General features: G+C 42.8%; 29 protein-coding genes and 2 pseudogenes. 24 read left to right on the forward strand and 7 right to left on the reverse strand.

Features of this window, described 5'->3' with window-relative positions:
- Positions 1-278: 278 nt before the first annotated feature.
- The 3 genes and pseudogenes from ACFSVM_RS01405 to ACFSVM_RS01415 all read left to right on the forward strand — a co-directional run.
- Positions 279-437: pseudogene (locus tag ACFSVM_RS01405) on the forward strand (amidohydrolase family protein); the annotation flags it as partial.
- A 58-nt stretch (positions 438-495) separates the two neighbouring features.
- Positions 496-951 (forward strand): GNAT family N-acetyltransferase, encoded by a 456-nt coding sequence (locus tag ACFSVM_RS01410; RefSeq protein WP_090726713.1) that lies wholly within the window; start codon positions 496-498, stop codon positions 949-951.
- Positions 952-1,227: 276 nt separating this feature from the next.
- The gene (locus tag ACFSVM_RS01415; protein WP_090726715.1) at positions 1,228-2,784 is read left to right on the forward strand and encodes an acetamidase/formamidase family protein; all 1,557 of its coding nucleotides are present in this window, start codon (positions 1,228-1,230) and stop codon (positions 2,782-2,784) included.
- Positions 2,785-2,867: 83 nt separating this feature from the next.
- Here the strand turns inward: ACFSVM_RS01415 and ACFSVM_RS01420 are convergent, their stop codons facing one another.
- Positions 2,868-3,314: an Lrp/AsnC family transcriptional regulator gene (locus tag ACFSVM_RS01420; RefSeq protein WP_090726716.1), complete on the reverse strand. Its 447-nt coding sequence runs from the start codon at positions 3,312-3,314 to the stop codon at positions 2,868-2,870.
- A 130-nt stretch (positions 3,315-3,444) separates the two neighbouring features.
- Here ACFSVM_RS01420 and ACFSVM_RS01425 point away from each other — a divergent pair.
- The 12 genes and pseudogenes from ACFSVM_RS01425 to ACFSVM_RS01480 all read left to right on the forward strand — a co-directional run.
- Positions 3,445-3,585, forward strand: a pseudogene (locus tag ACFSVM_RS01425) (pentapeptide repeat-containing protein); the annotation flags it as partial.
- 184 nt (positions 3,586-3,769) lie between these two features.
- Positions 3,770-3,988, forward strand: a complete 219-nt coding sequence (locus ACFSVM_RS01430) for a hypothetical protein (RefSeq protein ID WP_090726718.1) — start codon at positions 3,770-3,772, stop codon at positions 3,986-3,988.
- A 261-nt stretch (positions 3,989-4,249) separates the two neighbouring features.
- Positions 4,250-4,588: a hypothetical protein gene (locus ACFSVM_RS01435; RefSeq protein WP_090726721.1), complete on the forward strand. Its 339-nt coding sequence runs from the start codon at positions 4,250-4,252 to the stop codon at positions 4,586-4,588.
- Between the two features lie 19 nt (positions 4,589-4,607).
- On the forward strand, positions 4,608-4,991 hold the full coding sequence (locus ACFSVM_RS01440) for a hypothetical protein (RefSeq protein WP_090726723.1): 384 nt from the start codon (positions 4,608-4,610) through the stop codon (positions 4,989-4,991).
- Between the two features lie 560 nt (positions 4,992-5,551).
- Positions 5,552-6,427 carry a GNAT family N-acetyltransferase gene (locus ACFSVM_RS01445; protein WP_379260013.1) on the forward strand — a complete coding sequence of 292 codons (876 nt, stop codon included), beginning with the start codon at positions 5,552-5,554 and terminating at the stop codon, positions 6,425-6,427.
- Entirely contained in the window at positions 6,414-7,097 is a 684-nt protein-coding gene (locus ACFSVM_RS01450) for a nucleotidyltransferase domain-containing protein (RefSeq protein ID WP_218145900.1), read from the forward strand. The genes ACFSVM_RS01445 and ACFSVM_RS01450 overlap by 14 nt, the downstream gene beginning before the upstream one ends.
- A 125-nt stretch (positions 7,098-7,222) precedes the next feature.
- Complete coding sequence (locus ACFSVM_RS01455) at positions 7,223-7,786, forward strand: TetR/AcrR family transcriptional regulator (protein ID WP_256209878.1); 564 nt, start codon at positions 7,223-7,225, stop codon at positions 7,784-7,786.
- Between the two features lie 33 nt (positions 7,787-7,819).
- A complete protein-coding gene (locus ACFSVM_RS01460; protein ID WP_090726726.1) occupies positions 7,820-8,023 on the forward strand; it encodes a hypothetical protein in 204 nt (67 codons plus the stop codon).
- 274 nt (positions 8,024-8,297) lie between these two features.
- The gene (locus tag ACFSVM_RS01465) at positions 8,298-9,077 is read left to right on the forward strand and encodes a phosphotransferase family protein (RefSeq protein ID WP_090726728.1); all 780 of its coding nucleotides are present in this window, start codon (positions 8,298-8,300) and stop codon (positions 9,075-9,077) included.
- Positions 9,078-9,287: 210 nt separating this feature from the next.
- Positions 9,288-9,914 (forward strand): hypothetical protein, encoded by a 627-nt coding sequence (locus ACFSVM_RS01470; RefSeq protein WP_090726730.1) that lies wholly within the window; start codon positions 9,288-9,290, stop codon positions 9,912-9,914.
- Between the two features lie 131 nt (positions 9,915-10,045).
- The gene (locus tag ACFSVM_RS01475; protein WP_090726731.1) at positions 10,046-11,224 is read left to right on the forward strand and encodes a peptidylprolyl isomerase; all 1,179 of its coding nucleotides are present in this window, start codon (positions 10,046-10,048) and stop codon (positions 11,222-11,224) included.
- A gap of 216 nt (positions 11,225-11,440) precedes the next feature.
- Positions 11,441-11,917: a GNAT family N-acetyltransferase gene (locus tag ACFSVM_RS01480; RefSeq protein WP_076312239.1), complete on the forward strand. Its 477-nt coding sequence runs from the start codon at positions 11,441-11,443 to the stop codon at positions 11,915-11,917.
- A gap of 88 nt (positions 11,918-12,005) precedes the next feature.
- Here ACFSVM_RS01480 and ACFSVM_RS01485 read toward each other — a convergent pair whose 3' ends face one another.
- Positions 12,006-12,299, reverse strand: a complete 294-nt coding sequence (locus ACFSVM_RS01485) for a hypothetical protein (RefSeq protein WP_076312238.1) — start codon at positions 12,297-12,299, stop codon at positions 12,006-12,008.
- A gap of 709 nt (positions 12,300-13,008) precedes the next feature.
- Complete coding sequence (locus tag ACFSVM_RS01490) at positions 13,009-14,091, reverse strand: GntR family transcriptional regulator (RefSeq protein WP_090726360.1); 1,083 nt, start codon at positions 14,089-14,091, stop codon at positions 13,009-13,011.
- A gap of 369 nt (positions 14,092-14,460) precedes the next feature.
- On the opposite strand from ACFSVM_RS01490, the gene ACFSVM_RS01495 reads away from it, so the two are divergent.
- The 8 genes from ACFSVM_RS01495 (at position 14,461) to ACFSVM_RS01530 (ending at position 22,130) form a co-directional block, all read left to right on the forward strand.
- Positions 14,461-16,065, forward strand: coding sequence for a xylulokinase (locus ACFSVM_RS01495; RefSeq protein WP_090726356.1), 1,605 nt, complete (start codon positions 14,461-14,463; stop codon positions 16,063-16,065).
- Positions 16,066-16,081: 16 nt separating this feature from the next.
- On the forward strand, positions 16,082-16,777 hold the full coding sequence (locus tag ACFSVM_RS01500) for an L-ribulose-5-phosphate 4-epimerase (protein WP_047913373.1): 696 nt from the start codon (positions 16,082-16,084) through the stop codon (positions 16,775-16,777).
- 57 nt (positions 16,778-16,834) lie between these two features.
- The gene (gene araA / locus ACFSVM_RS01505) at positions 16,835-18,256 is read left to right on the forward strand and encodes an L-arabinose isomerase (protein WP_090726354.1); all 1,422 of its coding nucleotides are present in this window, start codon (positions 16,835-16,837) and stop codon (positions 18,254-18,256) included.
- Between the two features lie 193 nt (positions 18,257-18,449).
- Positions 18,450-19,046, forward strand: coding sequence for a hypothetical protein (locus tag ACFSVM_RS01510; protein ID WP_177178801.1), 597 nt, complete (start codon positions 18,450-18,452; stop codon positions 19,044-19,046).
- A 60-nt stretch (positions 19,047-19,106) separates the two neighbouring features.
- On the forward strand, positions 19,107-20,039 hold the full coding sequence (locus ACFSVM_RS01515; RefSeq protein ID WP_090726350.1) for a HEAT repeat domain-containing protein: 933 nt from the start codon (positions 19,107-19,109) through the stop codon (positions 20,037-20,039).
- Between the two features lie 32 nt (positions 20,040-20,071).
- On the forward strand, positions 20,072-20,587 hold the full coding sequence (locus ACFSVM_RS01520; RefSeq protein WP_076312231.1) for a GrpB family protein: 516 nt from the start codon (positions 20,072-20,074) through the stop codon (positions 20,585-20,587).
- 408 nt (positions 20,588-20,995) lie between these two features.
- Positions 20,996-21,454, forward strand: a complete 459-nt coding sequence (locus ACFSVM_RS01525) for a hypothetical protein (protein ID WP_090726348.1) — start codon at positions 20,996-20,998, stop codon at positions 21,452-21,454.
- Between the two features lie 55 nt (positions 21,455-21,509).
- Positions 21,510-22,130, forward strand: a complete 621-nt coding sequence (locus tag ACFSVM_RS01530; protein ID WP_090726346.1) for a hypothetical protein — start codon at positions 21,510-21,512, stop codon at positions 22,128-22,130.
- Between the two features lie 103 nt (positions 22,131-22,233).
- Here the strand turns inward: ACFSVM_RS01530 and ACFSVM_RS01535 are convergent, their stop codons facing one another.
- Genes ACFSVM_RS01535 through ACFSVM_RS01550 form a run of 4 tightly spaced genes read right to left on the reverse strand, consistent with a single transcriptional unit; the run spans position 22,234 to position 24,989 of the window.
- On the reverse strand, positions 22,234-23,001 hold the full coding sequence (locus ACFSVM_RS01535; protein WP_379260020.1) for an ABC transporter permease: 768 nt from the start codon (positions 22,999-23,001) through the stop codon (positions 22,234-22,236).
- Position 23,002: 1 nt separating this feature from the next.
- A complete protein-coding gene (locus ACFSVM_RS01540; protein WP_379260022.1) occupies positions 23,003-23,764 on the reverse strand; it encodes an ABC transporter ATP-binding protein in 762 nt (253 codons plus the stop codon).
- A gap of 18 nt (positions 23,765-23,782) precedes the next feature.
- Positions 23,783-24,646 (reverse strand): pentapeptide repeat-containing protein, encoded by an 864-nt coding sequence (locus ACFSVM_RS01545; RefSeq protein ID WP_205054025.1) that lies wholly within the window; start codon positions 24,644-24,646, stop codon positions 23,783-23,785.
- Positions 24,647-24,659: 13 nt separating this feature from the next.
- Positions 24,660-24,989 (reverse strand): PadR family transcriptional regulator, encoded by a 330-nt coding sequence (locus ACFSVM_RS01550; RefSeq protein WP_274338163.1) that lies wholly within the window; start codon positions 24,987-24,989, stop codon positions 24,660-24,662.
- A gap of 301 nt (positions 24,990-25,290) precedes the next feature.
- Here ACFSVM_RS01550 and ACFSVM_RS01555 point away from each other — a divergent pair, with 301 nt between their 5' ends.
- Positions 25,291-25,803 (forward strand): AAA family ATPase, encoded by a 513-nt coding sequence (locus ACFSVM_RS01555; RefSeq protein ID WP_379260025.1) that lies wholly within the window; start codon positions 25,291-25,293, stop codon positions 25,801-25,803.
- Positions 25,804-25,901 lie beyond the last annotated feature (98 nt).

The raw sequence follows: 25,901 nt of genomic DNA on the forward strand, positions 1-25,901 counted from the left end.
TTTAGCATTTTGGGGACTCCGACAGCTATAGAACAATTTCCGCATTATATCAAAATCGTACGATTTGGATGTTTTATGACTCGAAAAATAGAGAAAATCGTACTTTTGTAAAATCGACTGCAGGGATGTGTAAATTCATCGTATCGGAATGTAAAAAATCCAGGAGAGATGATTGATGCTGTTCATTGTGATGGTTATGAATTATATTAATTATATAAACGAAACTCGGTTTCGACAGGTGAAACTAGCTTTAGTTAAAGTAAAAAGTCAGGGACTACCCCGATGCGCTTATGTTCGGGACAGATTTACCATCAACGAGAACGAAGAGGCCCTATAATCATGCTGATATCGAACTGATATATCATACACTGGATGAAGAGCAGGCAGATAAGGTGCTATACAAGAATGCGATGAAATGGTACTTAGAGAGGTCATGAACGGAAATACGTTATTATAGATCGGAACACAACATATTTTTATCCAATAGGAGGTTCTATGGAATTTACAAGAGCAGCTGTGGAGCACCTTCCTGCCATCGTTCGTTTGTTAGCAGATGATGAGTTGGGAGCGACTCGAGAAAGAGCTGAAGATCCATTGCCAGAAGCCTACGTCCAAGCATTTACAAGAATGGAGCAGCAGACAGGCAATTTCATTATCGTTGCTCTGGAAGACAACCAAGTGATCGGTTGTCTTCAGCTGATCATTATTCCTGGAATTGCAAGACTAGGGATGACACGTGGTCAGATCGAGGGAGTTCGTATCGACCGTAATTATCGGGGGAAAGGCTTCGGAGAGTCTTTCATTCGGTATGCGATTCATGAGGCTGAAGCAATGGGTTGTGACATGGTTCAACTGACAACGGACAAAGAACGTAAAGGGGCTCTTAGATTCTACGAACGACTCGGATTTGTTGCGAGCCACGAAGGTTTGAAACTCTTACTTAGTAAATAGTATGAAATTGAATATAAATTAACATGAAGCAGCTGCTGAAAAGGCAGCTGCTTTTTTGCATTAAGCATCGTAAAGTCATCAATTTGAAGAGGGTTAAAACGGCGAAAGATACTCATGCCTTCTTACTTTTTTAAGATTTCGTTGTACATCGGTTAATTAAATTAAGTTTTTTTTCTGTAAAGTTTATATTGTTAATCTTTAATCCTTATGCTAAACTCAATCTCACTAACATGTTAGTAAAACTAACGCTAAATCGAATATTAAGGGGAGTTTATCATGGGGGAACGTACTTCACGTAAGGTTTGTCTGGCTGTTTCAGCTTTTCTTGTGCTGAGTTCAGTCAATTATGTAGGGTATTCTAACATTTCAGAAGCTTCATCTAAATCGGAAACACACTATTTAGCAGCAAATGCGGATAACGTTCGGTGGGGGAATATCGGGAAAGGCGACCCCGTTCTTACAGTGAACTCTGGAGATATCGTCACGGTCGAAGCCATTACTCATCACTCCGGTGATGATTATGAGCGGATGATCGAGGGCGATGCGGGAGTGGAGGACATTTTTCACTGGGACAGCGAACATAAACACATGGCAGATCGAGGCCCTGGCGTACATATCATGACTGGACCTATTGAAGTAAAGGGCGCAGAGCCCGGAGATGTGCTGGAGGTTCGTATACTAGATATGCAGCTGCGCCCTAACGGGAATGAGAAATATGCAGGTCAAACCTATGGTGTTAATGTGGCTGCGAACTGGGGTTATCTGTATGGGGAGATGATAGAAGAGCCGAAGAAACGAGAGGTTGTAACGATTTATGAGATGAGTTCGGACGGTGTAACGGATTACGCTACTGCTTTATACAACTATATGTGGACGCCTCAGACGGATCCGGATGGTAAAGTGCATCCAATCATTAAGTATCCAGGAATCGTTGTGGATCATGATACCATCGAGAAGAACTTCAATGTACTTGAAGGCGTACAGGTTCCGGTTAGGCTGCATTTTGGTACCATGGCTGTTGCTCCGAAGGAAGCAGATATCGTGGACTCGGTTCCGCCTTCCTACTATGGTGGTAACATTGATGACTGGCGTGTAACCGAAGGGGCAACGATGTATTATCCGGTTTCCGTTGAAGGCGCACTGTTAACGGTAGGCGATCCGCATGCGGGTCAGGGCGATTCAGAGCTTAACGGCACGGCAATTGAGACATCGGTGACAGGGGATATTCAGCTTATCCTTCATAAGAAAGATCAGCTTAGTCCTAAGCTCAGCGAGCTTAACTACCCACTTCTCGAAAATGAAAACGAATGGGTTGTTCATGGCTTCAGCTATGCAAACTATTTAGAAGAGCTTGGAGCAAATGCCCAGGAGGATATTTATAACCAATCGTCCCTTGATAAAGCGATGAAAGATGCCGCATTCAAGACAAAATCCTTCTTAATGAAGGGCATGAATCTAACGGAGGATGAAGCCTATTCCCTAATGTCCATTTCCTCCGATTTTGGAATCACTCAAGTGGTTGACGGCAATTGGGGCGTGCACGCAGTCATTAACAAAGGACAGTTCGGTGATGCGGAGCAAAAGACAGTGGGGCTAAGAAACAGCTTCGAGAGCTTCGGCGCAAAGGTAGGCTGGGAGCCAGGGACAGAAACGATCACGATTCAATATCATGGCAACACGCTATCCTTGAGAGTGGGGGAGCCAACCGGAACGTACAATGGCAAGAAGCTTAAATTAACGGCGAAGGTAGAGCTGTCAGATAGCCATACAGCGGTGGTTAGCGAATATTTTGCCGAGTTCTACAAGTCTAAGTTATCCAAGACCAATCATTAAATCATAGCCTGCTAGCAGAAAAGAGAGAATCTCAGGACCTTGCTAGGTCTCTAGGTTCTCTCTCTTGTCCATTGGACGATATCTTATATATTTAAGCCGTCCTGATTTTTGTGGCGCTTCAGCAGTATTTGGTTCTCTACTCGTAGAATCCCTGTCAGCGCATAAATCGATTTATGCATAAACCGCTCCATCTGCTCCATATCCTCGACCAAAATATGAACATGAAGCAAACAGGCGCCTGTCATTTCATATAATACAGCAACTTGTTCATTCGCTTTCAGTTCTTCGACAATCGTATTCAAATGGGCGGGCTCCACTTCTAGCTCCAGATAGGCAGATATTTTCTTGCCCAATTTTTCAGCGTTTACGACGATTGAGAACTGTTCAATGATGCCTTGGTTAACAAGCTTGTCAATTCGTTCCTTCACCGCAACCCCTGACAGTCCAACCTCCTTGGCCAAATCGGTGTAAGAGATCCTGCTGTTCTGGGCTAGGCGCTGCAAGATATGGTTATCAATTGAATCTAGCATGGTTTCACCTCTTAGTCGCTATTGTACCAGATTGGACAAGATATAAACCATTACGGTAACGGATTTATCTAGAATTCGGATGTATAGGTGCGATCCAGTGTTGTTCAATCATCGATATATTTTTCACCCTGACTTATCAGGAGCGGATCTTACGGGATGTATTTTTCTTGCTCAAGCACAGGTCAATTCAGCCAAAGGTAATCAACATACCCAATTACCTCGTTATTTAAAACACCCTGCTCATTGGTCATTTGCAGATGGAGAATCCTAAGGCATAAATTTGATATTTCAAACTAAAGTTTCAGATAGGAGATGAGATTGACACGGTGACCCTATTCTATTATGTTGCAGCAAGCCATGAGCTTCCTATAGGCTCGTTCGGACAGAAAAAACAGTGATGACGATTCATGATTACATAACGAATGTGAAACCCTGCCGCTAAGGAGCAACGCGGTATGCAATTACTGCTGGAGAAATACCCAAGAGGAGATAAACTTATGGATATCTATGATACAGAAGAGGATGCAGCAGGATTATATATAACGGGTCCCATAACCAGAGAAGAATCATCGCATCCTTTCCGACATCCATTTGTTTATCAAGTGTATCCAGAAGAAGGTTCCTTTGAGATCAATGACGAAATTAAACATGCTCCCCCATGTTATATCATGTAAACAAAAAGTGCGTGGTAGAGCTTTTCAAATATTTAAGCTCCAATATGGAAATTGGTGAGGACGTAGAGCTGTATTGCTGCTGGGCGCACGGACAGAAGAGGTTTGCGGATGCTCCAAAAAAAGAACTCGATCTCGTGATCGATCTATCCACATTTCATTTGGGGAATGAGTTCGAGTGGAAAGAACGTCAGCATATCCATGTTAACAAGTGAACTTCTATAAGAGGAAACTTTTAACTATGAATAAGGAGGCAAATATATCATGGTCAATGACATATACCAAAAATCTGCTCCTTCTTTTTTTAAGAAGAGTCTCGTTCAGTCATCATTATCAGTTTTGATCCCAGTGATCATCGGAGTTATATACGGTTTTATGATAAATGATGAGACTACACGTGGATATATAAACCAAGCATTACCGAGTCAAGCTGGACCTGATCTTCATCAATATTTGCCCCTTGTGATTGCTGTGTTCGTATACTCCTATTTTATTCAAAAAAAGCAAAGAAATCTTCTAAAAAAAACGATATTGATTTGGCTTCATATTTTCATCGCAGTCCTAAGCTTTATTTTTTCTCTTTTCTTTTTGCTAATGTTGTAATCACTAGGAGGAATATCTCTTGAAAATTAGAATGCAAGAAGCGGAAGAACTGTTACTCGTTTATATCTATTTCTATGAGCAAGAAGGATACATGCTTAATAATGGAGGAGAGTCATATAAAGAGTGCTACTTATTGTTAGATGAAGTTAACGACTGGATAGGTATATCACTAGAAAGCGAAAATATGATCAAGGATCACATCGAAATACATAATGGATTTATAAACTTTGCTGATAATGAATGGACAATTCTTTTTGGGAAAGGTCTTCAAATCCACAATAAAGTGAAATATGAATGCATTACAGATTTGCACGATCGTTTTTATAGAGGAATTGAGTTGATTCTGGTGAAAAGTATTGTTCCAAACATTAGTCATGCATCAAATTTATTGAGAATCAGTTAGTTGTAACTCATCATCAGGCACAAAATGAGCTCCAATTAAAAACATCTGTGGAGGGAAACTTGTGGAAGTCAGACAAATGGCAACAGCATTCTTGATATATCAAGAGCATGTATTGATGATGAGGAAGGCTAACAGTAAAATTTTTAACTTTGAATTTTGGGGTGGTATCAGGTTACCCTTTTTATATATACATGTAACAGAGAAAAGATGATCTGGGAGCAGACTGCCGCGGCAGCTGTTCCCTTTTTTAATGTAGTAGGAAAGGCATACAGCTGTACATATGGTTCTCTTATACAAAGAGAAGTAAAGATCATCTATTCTGAGATCCGTAATAAACAATCGCTTAGTACAAATAAAGAATATTGCATTTACTTATGGAATGAGCAAGTGAAATGACGTTATAACGTCACTCTAACGGGAAATACTAATTAATATACTAGACTAAAACCTCCTGATAGATGCTAACTAGATTTAACAGCTCTTTTTGGTGAACATAGCGCAAGAATAATTAAAACTGCGGAACGGATGCTTGCTACTATTTTAGGAGGGAGAGTGAGGCTTTGAACACATCGAATCTTATTATAACTACGATTAATTATATAGAAGATCACTTGACTGAAAAATTGAATTTGGATGTAATTGCAAACGCCTTGCATTATTCGAAATACTATTTGCATCGGATATTTTCAAAGAGGGTTGGTATGACTATCCATGAATATGTGCAGCGACGACAATTAACGGAAGCGGCAAAGTTACTTGCCTTTTCGAATAAACCCATTCTGGATATTGCAATACTAGCGGGCTACGATAGTCAGCAGGCTTTCACTACTATTTTTAAAGCGATGTATAAGAAAACGCCGCTTCAATTTAGAGAAGACGAACAATATTATGCGCTACAGTTAAGATTCAGATTCGATGATGAATATTTTCGGGAAGAAAGCAAAAAAGAAGCGGAATTCGGAAAGAAAATTAGATTTGCATCTGAGAAAGATGTTGATGCTTGGATGAACTTGGTCCGCCTTGTTATTGATGGTTACCCTTACCTTTATGAGGAAGAGCATATGAAGGTGTTGCGTAAGTGCATTGCAGAAGGACGAGCCTTTATCATGACAGAGGGCGATACTGTTATTGGAAATATGATGATTTCTTACGCGAGGGAAAGCATCGATTTCTTGGGAGTTCATCCTTTATACCGCAAGCAGGGGATTGCCAAATTATTTATGGAAGTGGTTATTAGTGAATGGTTAAAGATCAATAGTATTAGCATAACTACATTCCGAGAAGGAGATAAAGCAGATACCGGTTATCGGAAAGCATTGAAAGAGCTAGGATTTGCAGAAGCTGAATTGTTGACCGAATTCGGTTATCCGACGCAGCGAATGGTTTTACACAGTAAACAACTTGAAAGGGGATATAATAACGATGATTCATATTGAAAACTGGATGGAGTTATATTCGAATACGGTTAGGAGGGTGTTTCGTGATAGAGTAATATTTATTGGTCTGCAAGGCAGCTATGGACGAGGAGAAGCCAATGAGAACAGCGATATAGACGTGGTTCTGATTTTGGATAGGGTAAAGCTGGAGGATTTGAAACAGTACAATTCAGCTATCCAGAGTTTGTCTAATCGAGAGAAAATTTGCGGCTTCGTATCCGGTGTAAATGAAATTGCTGGATGGGCAAAATACGATTTGTTTCAGTTCTATCACGATACGATCTCTTATCACGGCAACTTGAATAAAATGATTCCTCCAATTGAGCATACTGATATCCGGCATGCGGTTTTAAACGGTGCCTGCAATCTCTATCATATGTGCAGCCACAATTATTTGCATAGCGCAGATATGCAGGCACTTGCCGGGCTTTACAAAGCAGCTGTTTTTACACTACAGGCAAAGCATTATTATGAAACAGGGAGTTACATTAAGCAGAGAACAGAGATGTATGACGTGCTTGTCGATCAGGATCGTCGTATCCTTCAGATTTCAGAACAGTTTAAATCCGGCAGCTTCAGCGAAGATCAGTTTGAACAGTTTACGGACGAAATGTTGAATTGGACAAGTGGATTGATTACGACTCTTTCAAAATACGTACCTGCCAATTGAAAACAGCTGTAACAGGGCTGAAGCAAATAGCTATTGATCAATTAGTACGATCGTGCTAATATTTGATCATGAGTACTAAATCTAATGAAAAGACGTTTATTGAAAAAGCGCGAAGAGCGCAAATCATGGATATCGCTATTGAGACGATATGGGATCTAGGGTATGCACAGGCTTCGATCGGACAAATTGCTAAACGGGCTGGGATTAGTAAGGGGGTCGTTACGTATCATTTTTCCAGCAAGGATGAACTAATGCAAAATATTGTAGTGGATTTATACATGAAGGGAGCCTCGTTTTTGTCAAAAATCGAAAATGAATCCACTCCGTCTTCTATGCTGAAGTGCTATATCGAAACAAATCTAGAATTTATTCATGCGCATAAGGAACAGGTGGCTGCTGTCGCTGAAATTGTGATGAATGTTAGAGATGAAGAAGGGAAGCTGTTTTTTCATAAACCAGGAGATAATGCGATATATGAGCCACTTATTGAAATTCTACAATGGGGCCAAGAGGACGGAAGTTTCCGGACTTTTACGTCTACAGGCACTAGAGTGTTAGCTATGACGATTAGAAGTGCAATTGATCTCGCAAGTCAGCAGCTCGTAACGAACCCTGATTTTGATATCACTGAATATTCTAAAGAGCTGATCCAATTATTTGAATCCACAACACGTCAGACTCATTCCTAGGTAAAAAAAGTATAAAATTATGGAGTTGATCTCTTGAAAACATTTCAATTAATCCTTGCTGTTGTTTTTTTCGGTTTAGGAGTTCGTGGAATTATTACGGGTCTTGTTCACGGTGCAGCAGATTCATTTTTACTTTATACAAATTTGCAGGATAACCTCGAAATGTATGCCAATATTTTATTCATTATCATTAGCTTTTGTATCCTGGGTCTTTCGCGAAACAAAAAGAAGGCTTGAGGGTAAAAATTTAGTGCTGTATATATTCTTCCGATTACGTGAGAGAAATTGAATGGCTAATGGGAACGTAAATTCAACTTAGCATGGAGTAGCTAGCCGATGGGCAGCTGCTCCTTTTTCATTACATTGTAGATTGAAAAGAGGACTTATAATTCTACAAAGAGCTTTACAGTATTATATTTCGGTAATAAATTAGATACATATCAAATTATAATATTGTATAATTAGCTGAACAAGTCCGAAGCCATGTCAAATAAGCAAAAGGAGATAACCCATGAATATAGAGGATATTCCTGCTCAGCTTGTAGATCTAATCGGTGAGATTCGCAGCATCTCATATCCAAAGCAGGGTCATACTTCACTTGTCGTGAAGATCGAAACGCGTGATCACCAGTTCGTGATTAAGAAGACAGAGCATGACTTATTTAACGAATGGTTATCAGATGAATATGCAGCGATGCAATATCTTTCGACTACGGGTCTGCTTGTTCCAAGCACGTATGCTTTCCATGTGGAAGGCAATTCAAGATGGCTGCTCATGGATTACATAGATGGAATAAGCTTGAGACATTTCTTGAGCGATCAACCTAACCACAGGGATCGAGAAGAAGTGGTGTCTCAATATGGTGCATGCCTAAGGAGAATTCATGAATGTCCATGTCCTGGACCATTACATAAGAATGATCCGCCCTGGATCGATTCGATGCTTATGAAAGCCAGATACAATCTAGCTAATTATAATATAGATGGAACAGAAGAACTGCTCATGCGACTAGATAGGAACAGACCACTACCGATAAAGAATACGCTGATTCATGGTGACTTCCATACGAATAATGTATTAATTAAAAACAATAAGGTATGCGGCATTATCGATTGGCCCAGAGCAGGCTATGGTGATCCACGATTTGATATGGCACTCGCGATTCGTCCGAAGCAGGGAGTATTTGATCAAGCGAGGGATAAGGAAATCTTTTTGGAGTCCTATGGCAGGTTAAGGATAACGGAGGAAGAATACGCGTATTTTCAAGAAGGGATATATCGGTTTTTCTAACAAGAGAGCATTAATGGAGTACAGGCGCTACTGAGTATTACTATAGAGATTTGCTTTTTCGTCAGTGCAAAATTTCCTTATCATGATATATGGAACTACAAATTTACTGAACCTTCTGATATGTTTATTGCATAAAATGTATAAGCTTGTACCAAGTTCTATATAGAATGCTCATGATTCTTAACTCAAGAAAGGGAAGGTGTATATTCGATGACTGCGCCAGCACAGCTTATGAACGTTATTGAATTGATCGCTAGAGCATTAAATGAGGAGGGTGTCCGATATGTATTTGCGGGTTCACTCAGCTCTTTTATCCAAGGATGCAAAATTACGCCTGGAGATATTGATATTCTTGTATCCAAGCCAGAAGATGTCCATAACATTGGAAAGATTTTTGAAGAGTTTCTTACTAAGGATGAGAGCTTAGATGAATTAAACACATCAATGGAGGACTGGTACTCATCGGCTTCTACTCCTACTAGGACGTTTACCGATTTTTCGAAAAACCATTGGACCTTTGCCCGCCTTGTCGTGCATGGAATTGTGTTTGAAGCTGCATGCATTCAGCCACCAGAACATATTGAGTACATCCATGGCTCAGGCTTCTGGGAAAATGGACCGCATGTATGGGAACACATCGTTTCACTCCCTTATAAGGATATGATGCTGCCCGTCATTCCATTGGAGATCCAGCTAGAAACCAATATGAGCCGAAATATAGAGGAAAGAATCAACAAAATTATTAGTATATTTCAAACGGAGGGTTATAACGAACAATTAGTTGACTATGCTTTAAATGAGAAAAACAGATTGAGACTAAAGGAAATTTTGGCGTGAAAATAGTACATATTATGGTATCAGAGTCGAATCTATAGATTTTTTATGTTATTTTAATGTTTTATTTTTGAAATCCTTTATATTTAATAAAAGGTCATGATATGGAAAGACACGAAGGGAGTTTTAGTTTAATGGATAACAACAAACCATCGCGTTTCGACAACGAGGAAGAGAAACAGAATTCTTTGCAAGAAGAGAAAGAAATACAGCAAGGAAGTGAGCCTGCTGGGGAATCCGAATCACAGCTGGAATCGTCTGAGGCACAGCCGGTAACAGAGGTGGAAGGACAGCCGGAAGCAGCTACAGCCCCAGAGATGCAAAAGGATCAGGCAGAGAACGAAGAGCAGCCAGCAGCCAAAGGGAAGAATAGTGTAGTCTGGATGGTGATATCTGGAGTTCTTGCAGCTGCGCTCATTATCGTCCTTATATATCCTCCGTTTGGAGGCGGTAAGGAAGCTGTTGCATCTGTGAATGGGACAGACATTTCCAAGGACGAGCTGTATAACGAACTTGTGACACTTGGCGGACAATCCACGTTGGAGAATATGATTACGATGGAGCTTGTGGATCAGGCAGCGTCTGAGGCTAACGTGACGGTAACAGAAGAGGACGTGAATGCCGAGCTTGAAACGTTGAAGACGCAATATGGCGGTGAAGAAGCATTTAACTCGGCACTTGCTCAATCTGGAATGACACTTGACGCTCTTAAGAAAAATATGGATCTTCAAGTGAAAATGCGTAAAATTCTAGAGCCGCAAACCGAAGTAACCGATGAGCAGATCAGCACTTACTATGAGGAGAACAAGGCGTCCTTTGCTACACCAGAGCAAGTGAAAGCTTCTCATATTCTCGTTAAAACTAAAGAAGAAGCAGATGCGATCAAGAAAGAGCTGGATGGTGGAGCAGACTTTGCAACACTGGCAAAGGAGAAATCCACAGATACGGCTTCCGCAGCAAATGGCGGCGATCTCGGGTTCTTTGGTGAAGCAGATATGGTAGAGCCATTCTCGAAAGCAGCTTTTTCCATGGAGATTGATGAAATCAGTGATCCGGTGAAGTCGGATTATGGTTACCACATCATCATGAAGACAGATCATAAAGAAGCGACGAATCCAACACTGGAGGACAAGAAAGAAGAAATTCGCAAAATATTGGTGGATCAACAAATTGGTGAGCTTAGCTCCACTTGGATGACTGACCTGCGTTCCAATGCCGAAATTTCAAATACACTTACGCCAGCAGAGGAAAGTACAGATGCAGATGCGGCTACGGATTCCACTGAAGATACAGGAGCAACAACAAACGAATAATCGGTAACGATGGGTTACATGAAAAAATAAGCAGCCGATGCAATGAACTTCAGTTCAATTGCATCGGCTGCTTTTTTCTACTCCAAAAATGACACGGATACATAATAGGATACAAAAAAATAATATATAAGTCTATTACTTTTTTTGAAGATTTTGTATATTTATTCATGCGACCGCGGCGCAGCAAATTTACCGAATGGAAGGAAGAGTTATTACATGATTACGCTCAGAAAAATTACACTGGAAAACCGACGTGAAATCTTCAATCTGGAGGTAACAGAGGATCAGCGCCGCTATGTAGCCTCCAACCTGTCTAGTGTGGCTTCGTGTTATGTGCTGGCTACGAATGGAGGGCATCCATTTCCTTTTGCCATTTACGCGGATGAACTGCCGGTTGGTTTTGTATTGATCACTTATCAGATAACGGGGTACGAGCTCCCGAGTATTGCAGATGACAGCTACTGTATCCTGAGATTGATGATGGACACGCGATATCAGAACCAAGGTTATGGCCGTGAAGCGATGAGTCGAATTCTTGCATTTATCCGTACCCGCCCGGCAGGACCTGCACGATATTGCTGGATCTCTTATAAGGCGGAGAACACGGCAGCGAAAAAGCTCTACGAAAGGGCCGGCTTCCGCGATAACGGTGAAGTCGTGGAAGGGGAACAGGTTACCGTATTGGAGCTCTAATTGTCATTATAAAAAGAAGTCAGCTGATCATACCGATCAGCTGACTTTTTAAATTAATAGATAGGAAACGATGTCATCGCCTATTAGGTTAGAGAGAAGGTTCAATCTTAATTAATTTTGAGCCCCATAATGGATGATTCGTAAACCCTATGTAATAATAATTTCCTTCTATAAGTAAATTTCGAACCATTTCATGAGTTTTAATATCGACTCGGGTTATAGAATCGCCCATCAGAACTTGGATGGTATGATCATCAATGGACTGCAAAGTGACAATGGCGCTAGTCGTACTCTTATATAAGAATAAATAATAACAAATAGCTAGCACACTAGCTACAACACCAACATAGCGAAGCCTTGATTTTATTGTTGGTAAATACATTAGTAAATCCTCCAGTAAATTCTCCAGTCTAAACAATGATGTAAATTTCAAGTACAGCGTTATAGCATCTTCAATTATGATCTAATTAGGGGTTGTAATTAAAAATTTGATTATATATTGTGATTACAAAAACCATTAACATAATACAATGCGACCCAATAAAGTAAAGTTTTTTGTTATTGAAAATACCTTTATTGTGTAATTTTCGAAGTATGATTGCAGTAATAATATTGATCACTATAAAAGCAACTATTAATGCAAAAATAGGCAAAACCAATAAACCCATCTGATCTTCATAAGTTAAGTGACCAGGCGATTGCGAACTAGCATAGCTTCTCGATAATTGAGTATTTATATTTGAAGCTGTTACTCCTAACCAGGTCAAAGCTGCACTTAGGACCAAATGTAGAAACATAATGAGATACACTTAGCCTTCACCTCTGTACCAATAAGTGATTTGAATTACAAGCTGCTGTTAAATAAAACTTAAATGAATATAATATAATACCAATTATTATGCAATATTGTTTATATAGATAAATTTAAAATGTCATATAACAATACGAAAGTAAGATTCATTTGTTGCTGTCCTTTTAAAGCAATGATGATCACGATGGACATATTTGGAAGATAGTAAGCATCCGAATACCAACTTTAAAAAACAAGGCAGCCGTAACGGCTGCCTTGTTTTAATGCATATATTCACCATTTATCTCTTCTGAACGGTCTCACCGTAAACCAGCTCGGGCTGATAGTACGTGCTGTCCGGCAAGTCTCTTTTGCCTTGTAATTTCCTAATGATCCAGTCGGCGGCATCGCGTCCCATCGTTTCCTGAGGGTGAGTCAGCGTCGTTAACTGGATGTTCGCATTCTTGGCGATATAGGAGTTGTCCTGACCGATGATGGATAACTCCTCCGGAATTGAGATTCCCAATTGTCTGCACGCATGAACCACTTCAAGACCAACCTCGTCGTTATAGCAGACGATAGCGGTCAGTACTTCTCTATTCACATCCAGAAAATCCTTTAGATTGCTCGATAGCGCCTGCTTCGTCTCCGTATCAAAGGAAAAAACGAGCTCTGGGTGAAAGCGTAATTTGGCTTCTCCAAGTGCTTTGATATAGCCTTTCATCCGATACTTTCCTTGCAAATCATCCATTTTGGAGATGAGTCCGATCTGAGTGTGTCCGTTCGATATCATTTCTTTTGTCGCCAGATAGCTGGACTGCACGTCATCGAGGCACATAAAAGGAACATCAATCTCCTCGTAATAGGCATTAATCATAATAAAGGGGATGTCCTGTTCCTTAAATGACAGGTAATATGCAATATTTGGGTTGTACAGATTGCTCTTGGTAGGCTCAATGATCAGTCCGTCCACACCGTAGGAGAGCATCATCTCCAGCGCCTTTTTCTCCTGTGCCACATCATTGTTAGTGCTGGCCAGCAGGAGTGAATAATTGTCCTCATTCAGTCTGCTCTCAATCCCGCGAATGATAGAGGGGAAGATGTAGTCAGAGATGTAGGTTGTGATGACACCGATCGTCTTTTTACTAGAGCCCCCGCCTGTTCTCAGCCGATATTGGTTGCTGACATAGGTGCCGGACCCCTTTTCACTCCGCAAAAAACCCTCGTTAGATAGCTCCAGGATCGCCTTCCGAACCGTTTGTCTGCTGACCTCATACATCGATTGCAGAGCAGACTCCGTAGGAATTTGTTCTCCTACGCTATAATCTCCGGATAGTATTTTACTCTTTATATCATCAATGATGACTTGATACTTTGGTTTCATGTAACTCCTTCTTCCACACTTGTTCGCTATGTTAATCGTTCTTTTGTCAAATTTGTATGTACAAATTATAGCATGAATGTGAAATAAATAAAGAGAAGGCCCTATTTTAAATTACCGTGCGCTGTATTTAGGTAGAACTAGCAAGGTATCACTATATTTGTAAACTCATGCCAGAACGCTTCGATAAAGCTTTTTATATGACCGATTTAGAAGAAAGCACAAAAATATATTATGTCCATATTTGTATGTATATATAACTAATAATATTGACAAATGTACGTACAAAAAATATACTATACCTGTCAATTTAGAAAGCGCCTTCTTACAATGATCTAATAATGAAGCGCTGCCAGAGAGGTGACCAAGGTAATGTCGAGTCAAGTAAGCATCGAACAAGCGATTGCTAAGGGAGAAACGTCGCTTGGTATTGAGTTTGGATCCACACGGATCAAGGCTGTTCTTATTGATGGACGGTTTCAAACGATCGCATCTGGAAGCTACGAGTGGGAGAATCAGCTGAAGGATGGTTTTTGGACGTACAGCCTGGACGATATTATTACAGGTCTGCAAGAGGCTTACCGGGAGATGAAGCAGGAGGTTGAACGGAATTACGGAATGACCCTCCAAACGGTCGGTTCGATCGGCTTCTCTGCAATGATGCACGGATATATGGCTTTTGACGATTCAGATAAACTGCTCGTTCCGTTTCGGACCTGGCGCAATGCAACAACAGGGGCAGCGGCGAGAGCATTGACGGAACAATTCAAGTTCAATATTCCTGAACGCTGGAGCATTGCTCACCTCTATCAAGCGATATTAAATGAGGAAGAGCATGTGCCTCAGATTCGATTCGTGACAACTTTGGCCGGCTATATACACTGGCTGCTGACAGGAAAGAAAGCACTTGGCATCGGGGATGCGTCAGGCATGTTCCCCATCGATGAATCTACGCAAAATTATAACGAATCCATGATCCAGCAGTTTAATGAGCTGGTTGCAGATAAAGGATATCCGTGGAAGGTAAGTGACCTGCTGCCTAAGGTATATTCTGCAGGCGAAGCAGCAGGCGCGCTGTCCGAAGCGGGGGCCAAGATTTTGGACCCAACACTAGATTTACAGCCAGGCATTCCTTTGTGTCCACCGGAAGGGGACGCGGGTACAGGGATGGTGGCGACGAACAGTGTAAGAAAGCGTACGGGTAATGTCTCGGTAGGCACATCTGTTTTTGCCATGATCGTCCTGGAGAAGGAGCTGTCCAAGGTTTACCCGGAGATCGATATGGTTACGACGCCAAACGGCAGTCCAGTGGGTATGGTTCATGCGAACAATTGTTCAAGTGACCTCAACGCATGGCTCGGATTGTTCCGTGAGTTCTCTGAAGCAGCCGGGCAAAAGATGGATACAGAGAAGCTGTACAGCGTGCTGCTGAACAAAGCGCTGGAGGCTGATCCTGACGGTGGAGGCTTGCTGAGCTACGGCTATTATTCCGGTGAAAATATTACAGGTCTTGAAGAGGGACGCCCGCTGTTCGTACGTTCCCCGGAGAGCAAATTTAATCTCGCCAACTTCATGAGAGTCCATCTGTTCACTGCATTTGGCGCTCTAAAAATCGGGATGGACATCTTGACGAAGGAAGAGAATGTTGCGATCGACAGCATCCTGGCTCATGGCGGATTGTTCAAGACGCCGGTTGTCGGCCAGAAAATGATGGCAGCCGCACTTAACGTGCCCGTATCGGTTACATCGACGGCCGGAGAAGGTGGAGCTTGGGGGATGGCGGTTCTCGCTTCATACCTCCTGAACAAGAACGGTGAAGAGAGTCTGGAGAATTTCCTGGATGAGAAAGTATTCAGCGATGTGGAAGAAGAAGAGATTCGTCCGGATGCAGCGGATGTGAAGGGCTTTGAGGTCTTTATCGAGCGATACAAGAAGGGGCTTGTCATTGAGCAGGCTGCTGTAGACAATTTAGTGTGAAATAGGAGGGACCAAGGTGTTAGAACAACTGAAAGAAGAAGTGTTCCAGGCGAACCTCGATTTGCCGAAACAAGGTCTAATAAAATATACATGGGGTAATGTTAGTGCAATTGATCGGGAGAGCGGATTATTCGTCATCAAACCGAGCGGTGTCAGCTATGAAACGATGAAGGCCAGCGATATGGTCGTTGTGGATCTGGATGGCAATGTGGTTGAGGGAGAACTGAGACCTTCTTCTGATACACCGACACATGCCGTGCTATATAAGCACTATGCAGAGATCGGCGGCATCGTACACACGCATTCCATGTGGGCAACGGTCTGGGCTCAGGCTGGACTTGATGTACCTGTGATGGGAACAACTCATGCGGATACTTTTTATGGATCGATTCCATGTGCGCGTTTCTTGACCCAGGAGGAAGTGGATCGTGGTTACGAGGCAGAGACAGGTCGCGTCATTATCGAAACCTTCGAGCAGCGTGGTATTGATATCATGTCGATCCCTGGTGTATTGCTCCAGGGACATGGACCTTTTACTTGGGGCAAGGATGCCAAGTCCGCGGTGATGAACAGTGTCGTGCTGGAGGAAGTATCCAAGATGAATCTGTTTGCCAGAGAATTAAACCGTTTCGCTCCAGAGCTGCCACAGCGTATTCTTGACAAGCATTATTTGCGCAAGCACGGTAAAGACGCTTATTACGGACAGAAGTAAAGCAGGGGGCAGAGCCCGAAATTATAAAATACAACTTATAGAAAAGAGGATGAACATATGTCAGCAGCAGCAAAACAATTTTGGTTTGTCGTAGGTTCACAGCACTTGTATGGAGAAGAAGCTCTATCCGAAGTGAAGGCACACGCACAGGAAATGACAGATGCGCTGAATAACAGCGGCGTATTGCCTTATCCGCTTGTACTGCAGGATCTCGCAGTCAGTGCAGACAAAATTACAAGCATTATGAAGGAAGTCAACTATCGTGACGAGGTTGCCGGCGTAATTACCTGGATGCATACGTTCTCACCTGCAAAAATGTGGATTCGTGGAACGAAGCTGCTGCAAAAGCCTTTGCTTCACCTGGCTACACAATATAACGAGAGCATCCCTTGGGCAACTATTGACATGGACTTCATGAACTTAAACCAGGCAGCACATGGTGACCGCGAGTATGGATTTATCAATGCACGGCTGAACAAACAAAATAAAATTGTAGTTGGCTACTGGGAACGTCCGGAAGTGCAGCAGCAAATTGCAGATTGGATGGACGTCGCTGTTGCTTATAACGAGAGCTTCAACATCAGAGTAGCCCGCTTTGGCGATAACATGCGTAACGTTGGCGTTACAGAAGGGGATAAGGTAGAGGCTCAAATCCAATTTGGATGGACAGTGGACTACTTTGGCATCGGCGACCTTGTGCAAGTGGTCAATGAGGTAACTGAAGAAGAAATCAATGATTTGTTTAGTGAATATGCGGAGCTGTACGAATTTGATTATGGCACTTACAGCAAGGAAGATTGGGAAGCCAGTGTCAAAGTCCAAGCGAGCTATGAGATTGCCCTTAAGCGTTTCCTCGATCAAGGAGGCTACAATGCCTTTACTTCGAACTTCGAGGATCTGCATGGCATGAAGCAGCTTCCGGGTCTTGCGGTACAGCGCCTGATGGCCCAAGGCTACGGCTTTGCGGGTGAAGGCGACTGGAAGACAGCAGCCTTGGATCGTCTGCTCAAAGTCATGAGCCATAACGAGTCTACCGGCTTTATGGAAGACTACACTTATGAGCTCGCGGCAGGTCAGGAATCCATACTTCAATCTCACATGCTTGAGGTAGATCCAACACTGGCGGTTAACAAGCCTAAAGTTGTCGTTTCTCCACTGGGTATCGGCGATCGCGAAGATCCAGCACGTCTTGTGTTCGATGGCAAGGCAGGAGAAGGTGTTGTCGTATCGATGGCTGACTTCGGCACACATTACAAGCTGCTCATTAACGAAGTATCTTTGTTTGAGCCAACAACGCCTGCGCCTAAGCTTCCTGTTGCCCGTGTGTTGTGGAATGTGAAGCCGAACTTCCAGGATGGCGTCAAAGCGTGGATTGAGAACGGCGGCGGTCACCATACCGTTGTATCCTTGAACCTCACCACCGATCAGATCATAACCTATGCGAAGCTTGTGAATTTGGACTATGTTGTTATTAAATAGGGAGCTTGTATAGATTAGCTAGAACTAATGATGCAAAAATACCCAAATAGAATTGAGGAATTGGCAGTATGCCGGTTCCTCTTTTTTTAATGCAAAAGAGCGGATTATAACAGGAATGGAACGAAACCTTTCATATCTGATAATCGTCTATATAACGAAGATGGAATATTTAGAAATTAATGGAGCTGATAGAGTGAAGAAGTGTGTAATTGCTATCATCGCAGCTGCGCTATTGATAAATTTTTATGGAGTTTTCCATGCAGACAAGGCTTTTGCCTGTAACTGTGTAAGCTTTGAACCAAATGAAGCTTATGAACATGCTGAAGCAGTATATACAGGTAAAGTGCTTGAGATCAAGCAGGAACGTATTCAGGAAGGCGTCAGAGGGACGATAGAATACAGGGATGCGAATCTGATGGATATTGAAGAGACATGGAAGGGTGTTAATGAATCACAAATCATTGTATACGATGAGGGTGAGGAGAATTCGTGCGGCATCAATTTTGAGGCAGGAAGCACCTATCTTGTGTACAGCTACAGAGTTGAGAATAGCGATCTCTACACAAGCCTATGCAGCCGTACAGCAGAAATATCGCAAGCTGAGCAGGATTTGGAATTTTTGGGCCAGGGGAGAAAGGCAGGAAATGAAGTCAATCTTGCAGATGAGATGAGTCAAATATCGAACAAAGACTATGACATGGAGATGTTTATCGGCGGCATACTGGTTGTTATATTGGCGGTAGCAGCGATGATCTTTTTGAAGAAAAGAAGAGGGGGCAAACATAGGTAAACAAGGAGGACCTGGTATAATTGAAACATCATATATCGAACAGAATCAGGAGCTTGCACCATGAACAATCAACAATTGCTTGAGCTGTTGTATCAAATGTCAGGCCATGAATTAATGTATAGGGAAGACGAAAGAAGTTGGACTAATGAGGGAACCCCCGCTTGGAATGCAGCCCGAATTGCTGAAGGCTTAACGGATGCAGCTGTGATCCCATTTCTCCATCGTTTGTTAGAAGAGAACAGCAAAGAAGAGAGTTTTAAACGTAATATATATTTTATGCTTGGTAAAATCGGATCAAATACGGGTGATAGCCGTGTTGTTGATGTTCTAATAGAACGGCTTGATACCGAAACAAACAAGTATACTTTGAGCTCAATACTTGATCAAATCGCTGAGCAGGATAAGGTTCCGGAATGTACACCTATTATAAAATGGATTCAAGATAGTCGTTGGCTAGTTCGACACTCAGCAATTATGGCTTTGAAAAAATGCAATTGTGAAGCCAGCGAGACAGCTCTTCTGGGAGTAATAATGAACTCGAGCGATGTGAACGATCTCTGCTATGCAATGGCCTCCTTGTGTGAGGCAGGCTCTGCCAGATCGATTCCTCATCTTCTCACTCGATTGGAGCACGATCAGGGTGAGGTAAGAAGTTCAGTAATTCGCGCACTGGATGCGCTGGGAGATTCTTCGCATCTTCCGATCTTTGTTGAAGCCTTAAAGGATCCTTCACCTGCTGTAAAATCCTATGCTGTGACTGCTATTCATCATCATGGTGACGAGAGAGCTATTGATGCGGTTTGTAATCGGGTTAAGAAGATGGTGAACAGAAAACGAAAGTGGGCAAGTGATGATTTGATTCTTGCTTTGGATTTTTTGAGTCGTTATAAAGATGATCATCATCAAATTCAGAACTTAATTTTATGGATTAAGACTAAAAAGTACGATTATCTCTTTGATGAAGAGAAGCAGCGAGTGTTATCTTTCAGCTGATAAGTACTCTGATTATCTTGAGGAGTGATGGTATGAAAGTGAGACTGAGTGATTACGACGAGGCATGGAGCAGGCTGTTTCAAGAAGAGGCCGACTTTCTAATGACAATATTCAAGGGTGAGATTATAAACATTGAGCATTTTGGAAGCACCGCAGTTCCCGGTTTAATGGCCAAGCCTGTAATTGATATGATCTGTATCGTAAATCAGATTGATCGAGTTGACCGCTTCAATGATACCATGCTCTCGCTAGGATATGATGTTGCCGGGGAATGGGGAATTCCGGGGAGAAGACTGTTTCGCAAGGGCGGAGAGCATAGAACCCATCATATTCACTTTTACGAATCAGGCAATTCGCATATAGATAGGCATCTTATATTTAGAGACTATTTGAGAAGTCATCCTGAGGAAGCAGAAAGATACGGCAGATTTAAAGAGGAACTGGTTCAGCGCTATGAGCATACAAGTGAGTACAGCCCGGCTAAAAAAGCTTATGTAACAGAAATGGAGCAGCTTGCGCTTGCTTGGTATAGAGAATCGCAGCATTAAGCACATAACGGTGACTTTGGAAATCATGTTTGACGGTGCAATGATGAAATTGTGCGCTTACGGCTAGCATACGCCAATGAGCAGTGTCGCACCAGGAGGGGGAGGTTGCTTGATATTTGTTGTCGCTGCACTACTGTTAGCAGTTGGAGTATTTCTTATTGTAAGATCAAACAAAGAGGACGAAAATCAGTGCTTCTTCGCTGGGTAGGTATCTCCATTGTCATCATGTCTCTATTTTTTATAGTGAACGAAGCCTATCAAATCATTGAGATAGAAAGGCATAGAGTAGGGCATTAGGCTATAAAAGTGTGGGAATCGTTCGTGTGGATCTTCTTTCATTAGATACTAAGCTAGCTGAGCAATAAGTTATGTTAATGACATTGTACAGATTGAGAGGGCCAGCCCAAAATGATACAAAGTGAAGAGGAATTCCGTCGTCTATTAGCAAAAAGAGATGGAGGCAAAGTCACATACGGTTATGAACTAAGAAGTAAACTGGAGAAAGATCGTATACTGGAATCGTTCATAGAGCAGATGGGACATAATGGCGAGAATGTATGGAATTTCAGACACATCGGGAAGGCTTATGCAGCAAAAATTCTTACTTACGCCATTTCTACAAATATGACTCACAATATTGATTTACCGAGTAAGCCATGGGCTGAGAAGTTAAGTGCCTATTTTGTAGATCAATTTCAGCCAGAAGTGATGTTTTATACAAATGGACATTTTGACTCGAACGGTGAGCTTTTTAAGCTCTACTCTTGGGCAACCATAAGCAAATCTAAATGGAATACGATAGATACAGGTGTTATCGCTTTAGATAATGATAAAATTGGAATCTTATGGGCAATGGACCCTTTATAATGGAATTAGAACATACATATAGGAGCGATGAATAAAAAAAGAAGAAGGTGAGTATTTGCGGCTTCGATGGTGGATTCTGATCTGCATAGTCGTTCTGACAGGGTGTATAAGTGAGAAAAATGAGCCTTTACCCGAGATTCCGAACACTACGAGCATACATCTGACTCCGGTTGATCTGTCCCAAGGAGAAGTGAGAAAGTTAAGACCTTTCCTTGGCATGATGTCTGGCGCTTTTAAATTAGAGTATGAGGGGGAGAAGCCGAATGCTCGCCTGGATATAGACATCTGGGAGAAGGGCCAGAAGGTGGAGACGATAGGATCAGTGGGGCATTTGTTTTCCAGTCTGGATGGACAGAGTATTAAAGAAACAGAGATCATAATTTCAATTGAATCGTTGCGAATAGAGAAAGATAAAGAAACGGCTATTATTAAAGTGAACAACGCTAGCAACTCGGGATCGAGTCTATCCACCTTCAATATTGAGTTGGATACCGAATTGGCCACAAAGGGGCTGGTGGATCATACAGAACCACAATCGTATACTTTCGATCAGCCAATCTATGTATTCGCAATGCAAGCGACAAGCACCAATGAAATATATATGATGGATCTGACACAGGAATCCTTAGGCGAGACAGAGTGGGCGCTAGTCTTTACTTTACGTTATGATGACTGACATAATATAGGTTACACATGGTTCGATGACTGTCATATTCATATAATAAAAAGGAGCACTTGCCGGATTGGCAAGTGCTCCATTTACTATTCAAGCATCCTAATTATACTCGTTTCTTGTAAACTCGTATGGCAAAGAAGTAGGAGACGATGGTAATCCCGACACACCATGCAAGAGCAACCCAGATATCGTTGCCTACGGGTGTACCGGACAATAACGCACGGATGGTTTCGACGATCGAAGTCACCGGTTGATTCTCAGCGAAGGCGCGAACAACCGTCGGCATCGTATCGGTGGGAACAAACGCCGAGCTAATGAATGGCAGGAAGATCAGTGGATAGGAGAAGGCACTTGCACCTTCGACTGAATTTGCGGACAGTCCGGCAATCACCGCGACCCAGGTTAGAGCCAGTGTAAACAAGATGAGTATTCCGGCAACTGCAAGCCAAGGGAGTATACCCGCCTGCGAGCGAAAACCCATAATAAGCGCTACAAGAATGATGACGATAACAGATAGAACATTGGATACGACCGAGGTTAGAACATGCCCCCAGAGTAAGGCGGAACGGGAAATGGGCATCGTGTTAAACCGCTCAATAATGCCTCGCTGCTTATCCAGGAACAGACGGTAAGCCGTATAAGATATACCGCTGGCAATCGCGATCAGCAGGATGCCGGGCAGCAGATAGTTGACATAGTTATCGGTATCCGTTTGGATTGCACCGCCAAATACATAAACGAACAGCAGCATCATGGCAATAGGTGTGATGCAGACGGTGACGATGGTGTCCATACTGCGGAAAATATGCCGCATGGAACGGCCAAGCATAACACCCATATCGCTGAAAAAGTGCTTTTTTGTCATTTCCATTTTACTTTTCCCCCTTAGTTCCGATGATGGCGAGGAAGATTTCCTCGAGTGAAGGCTGTTTCTCGACATACTCCACCTTTGCAGATGGGAACAGCTGTTTAAGCTCGGCAAGCGTACCGCTCGCGATAATCCGGCCCTCGTGCAATATGGCAATTCGGTCGGCAAGCTGTTCTGCCTCCTCCAGATATTGCGTGGTGAGCAGCACCGTCTTGCCTCCGTCAGCCAATTCTTTTACCGTCTTCCACACTTCGATGCGCGCCTCCGGATCAAGTCCGGTGGTTGGTTCATCCAGGAAGATAACCTCCGGATTTCCCACAAGGCTCAGGGCGATGTCCAGTCTGCGCCGCATTCCACCGGAATACGTAGACACTCTGCGGTCGGCTGCATCGGTCAGGCCAAAACGTGTCAGCAGCTCAGCAGCTGCCTGGCGTGGATTTTTGAGATATCGCAGCTTGGCGATCATAATCAGATTTTCTCGTCCGGTCAAAATTTCATCCACGGCGGCAAATTGTCCGGTTAGACTGATTGACTGGCGTACCTTATCAGGATTAGCAGCTACATCGAATCCGTTCACCTTCGCGGTTCCGCTGTCTTGATTAAGCAGTGTTGTGAGAATTCTGACCGTTGTTGTTTTACCAGCCCCGTTGGAGCCGAGCAGGGCAAAGATGCTGCCCTTTTCAACCTCAAAATCTACCCCCTTTAGGACTTGATGCTGCTTGTAGGATTTTTGAAGACCTGTAACCTTAATAGATATGCTGCTCATACGTTTTCTCCTCCTTATTTATCGAACTGTCACTTTGGACAAATCGGCTTCTAGGCCTTTAAGCGATGCGTAAGTCAGTTTATCCATGACTGCACCTTCGAAATTGATCGTTTTGATGGCTCGGTAATACTTCTTGGACAGCGGGAACCCTTGGAATGACACATTCCTCAGTGTAGCGCCCTTGAACGAGACCTCGTGCAGCCCCGCTTTGTCAAATTTAACGCCGATAAACGTTTGCCCGTCAAAGCACATGCCTCCCAGATCCGATTTACTGAAGTCCGCTCCGTCGAAGATACAATTTTGGAAAGTAGTTTCTCTAAGGTAGGCCATACTCAGATTGACGTCCATCAGTCTTGTATTTAAGAATTTGGCACCAGCCAGCCACGACTTGCTGAAGTTGGTACGTACAAGGATCGATTTATGGAAGCGGCCATTCGCAAGATCAAGTGTGGAAAAGTTACAGTCTGTAAGGTTTGCTCCGTCAAATATCGCATCGCGTACATTGCTAGAATGAAACGAGCTGCCGGCCAAATCTGCATTCGTGAAGTCAGATCCTTGCAAAACGCTTGATGAGAAATTTCCTTTGTGGGCGGTGACGCCGGCAAAATCGCTCTGAGGCAGGTTGCTCGCCTTTAAGTTGGTCACTACCTGCCGCTCCAGCGAGCGGGAGAGGTTAGCCACCTCGATCACGGTTTGTTCAATATCTCCGATGCTGTCAATAGTCATTGCAAAGGCAGTTTCATCATCCTTGCCCTCAGCCTTTAGTTCACGGTACCGCTCCTCCAGATCAAAGAGCAGATCGCTCTTTAATTCGGTAACGCTCTTCACTCCATCATAGGGTGCAAACACACTGTTCAAGTAACTCGTCAGCTTCTCGTTCATAACAACCATCTCCTTATAATAAATTTTCAAGTACTCGCTTGGCGTATTCCCAGTTGTCTTTGTTGCGGACATAGATCGCCTTGCCTTTCTCGGTAATTCGGAAATATTTACGTCTTCCACCCTGAGATTCGTCACCCCAGTACCATTCGATCTCTCCATCATTTTCTAATCGCCGGACGCTGGAGTACATCGTCGCTTCCTTTAATTCATACTCGCCTTCCGAGCGCTCGGCAATCATCTTGACGATCTCATAGCCATAACGGTCAGCTTCGGATAATAGTCGCAATATCATGGTATCTGTGTGTCCGCGAAGTAAATCTGAAGTAATCTTGTTCTTACTCATATTTATCTCCTCCGTTAACTGTATAGTACATCAAAGTACTTTGACAGTCAAGGTAGTATTTTAAATAAAATACTTAATTCGTAATAAATGTACTTCTGTCATGGGTTTTATGCAGAACTGCGGTTGTTGAAGCTGGGGTAGTCGATGGATGAATCATATGTCTGCTGCAGCAAAAGAAAAACATCTGCATTAGAGCATGGAGAGAAAAGACGAGAGAGGTAAATTATGTTTTAATGATTGAATAAGAGATATCAATTCATTTCATTGTCAGAAAGGATTCATTTATTAGGAGGTGGGTTTGTTGCTATATATATTTAGCGGTTTGCCAGCTACCGGGAAGTCGACGTTGTCTTCCATGCTGGCTCGTGAGTTACGTGCAGTGTATCTCCGGGTGGATGTTGTAGAGCAGGCTATGCGGGATGCTGGAGCGAAGGTGGATGGACCGGAAGGCTACATTGTGTGTTATGCCTTGGCCTCCCAGAATCTCAGGCTTGGTCTCGACGTCATTGCAGATACGGTGAATCCGATCCTAATCACACGCGAAGCTTGGCGCAATGCAGCTGAGTCGGTTAAAGCTCCTTTTGTAGAAATTGAAGTAGTCTGCTCTGACGAAAATGAACATAGGCAGCGAGTCGAAACGCGTGCAGTAGATATTCCGGGTCTTGTTCTTCCAACGTGGGAGCAGGTCATACATCGGGAGTATGACGCTTGGGACAGAGACCGCATCGTTATCGACACAGCTCATCAAACGGCAGCAGATAGCTTTGAGCAGTTGTGTCAGCAATTAGAAGGAGTTCGCAGGCAATTTAGTTGATGGTTGTGTTGGGGACAAAAATAGAGAGCAGCACACCGTGACAGTCACTGGTGCTGCTCTCTTTTACTAAGCGCCGGGCTTCTTCACTACAGGAATCC

The sequence above is a fragment of the Paenibacillus shunpengii genome (genome assembly GCF_042684905.1).
GTDB classification, from domain to species: Bacteria; Bacillota; Bacilli; order Paenibacillales; family Paenibacillaceae; genus Paenibacillus; species Paenibacillus shunpengii.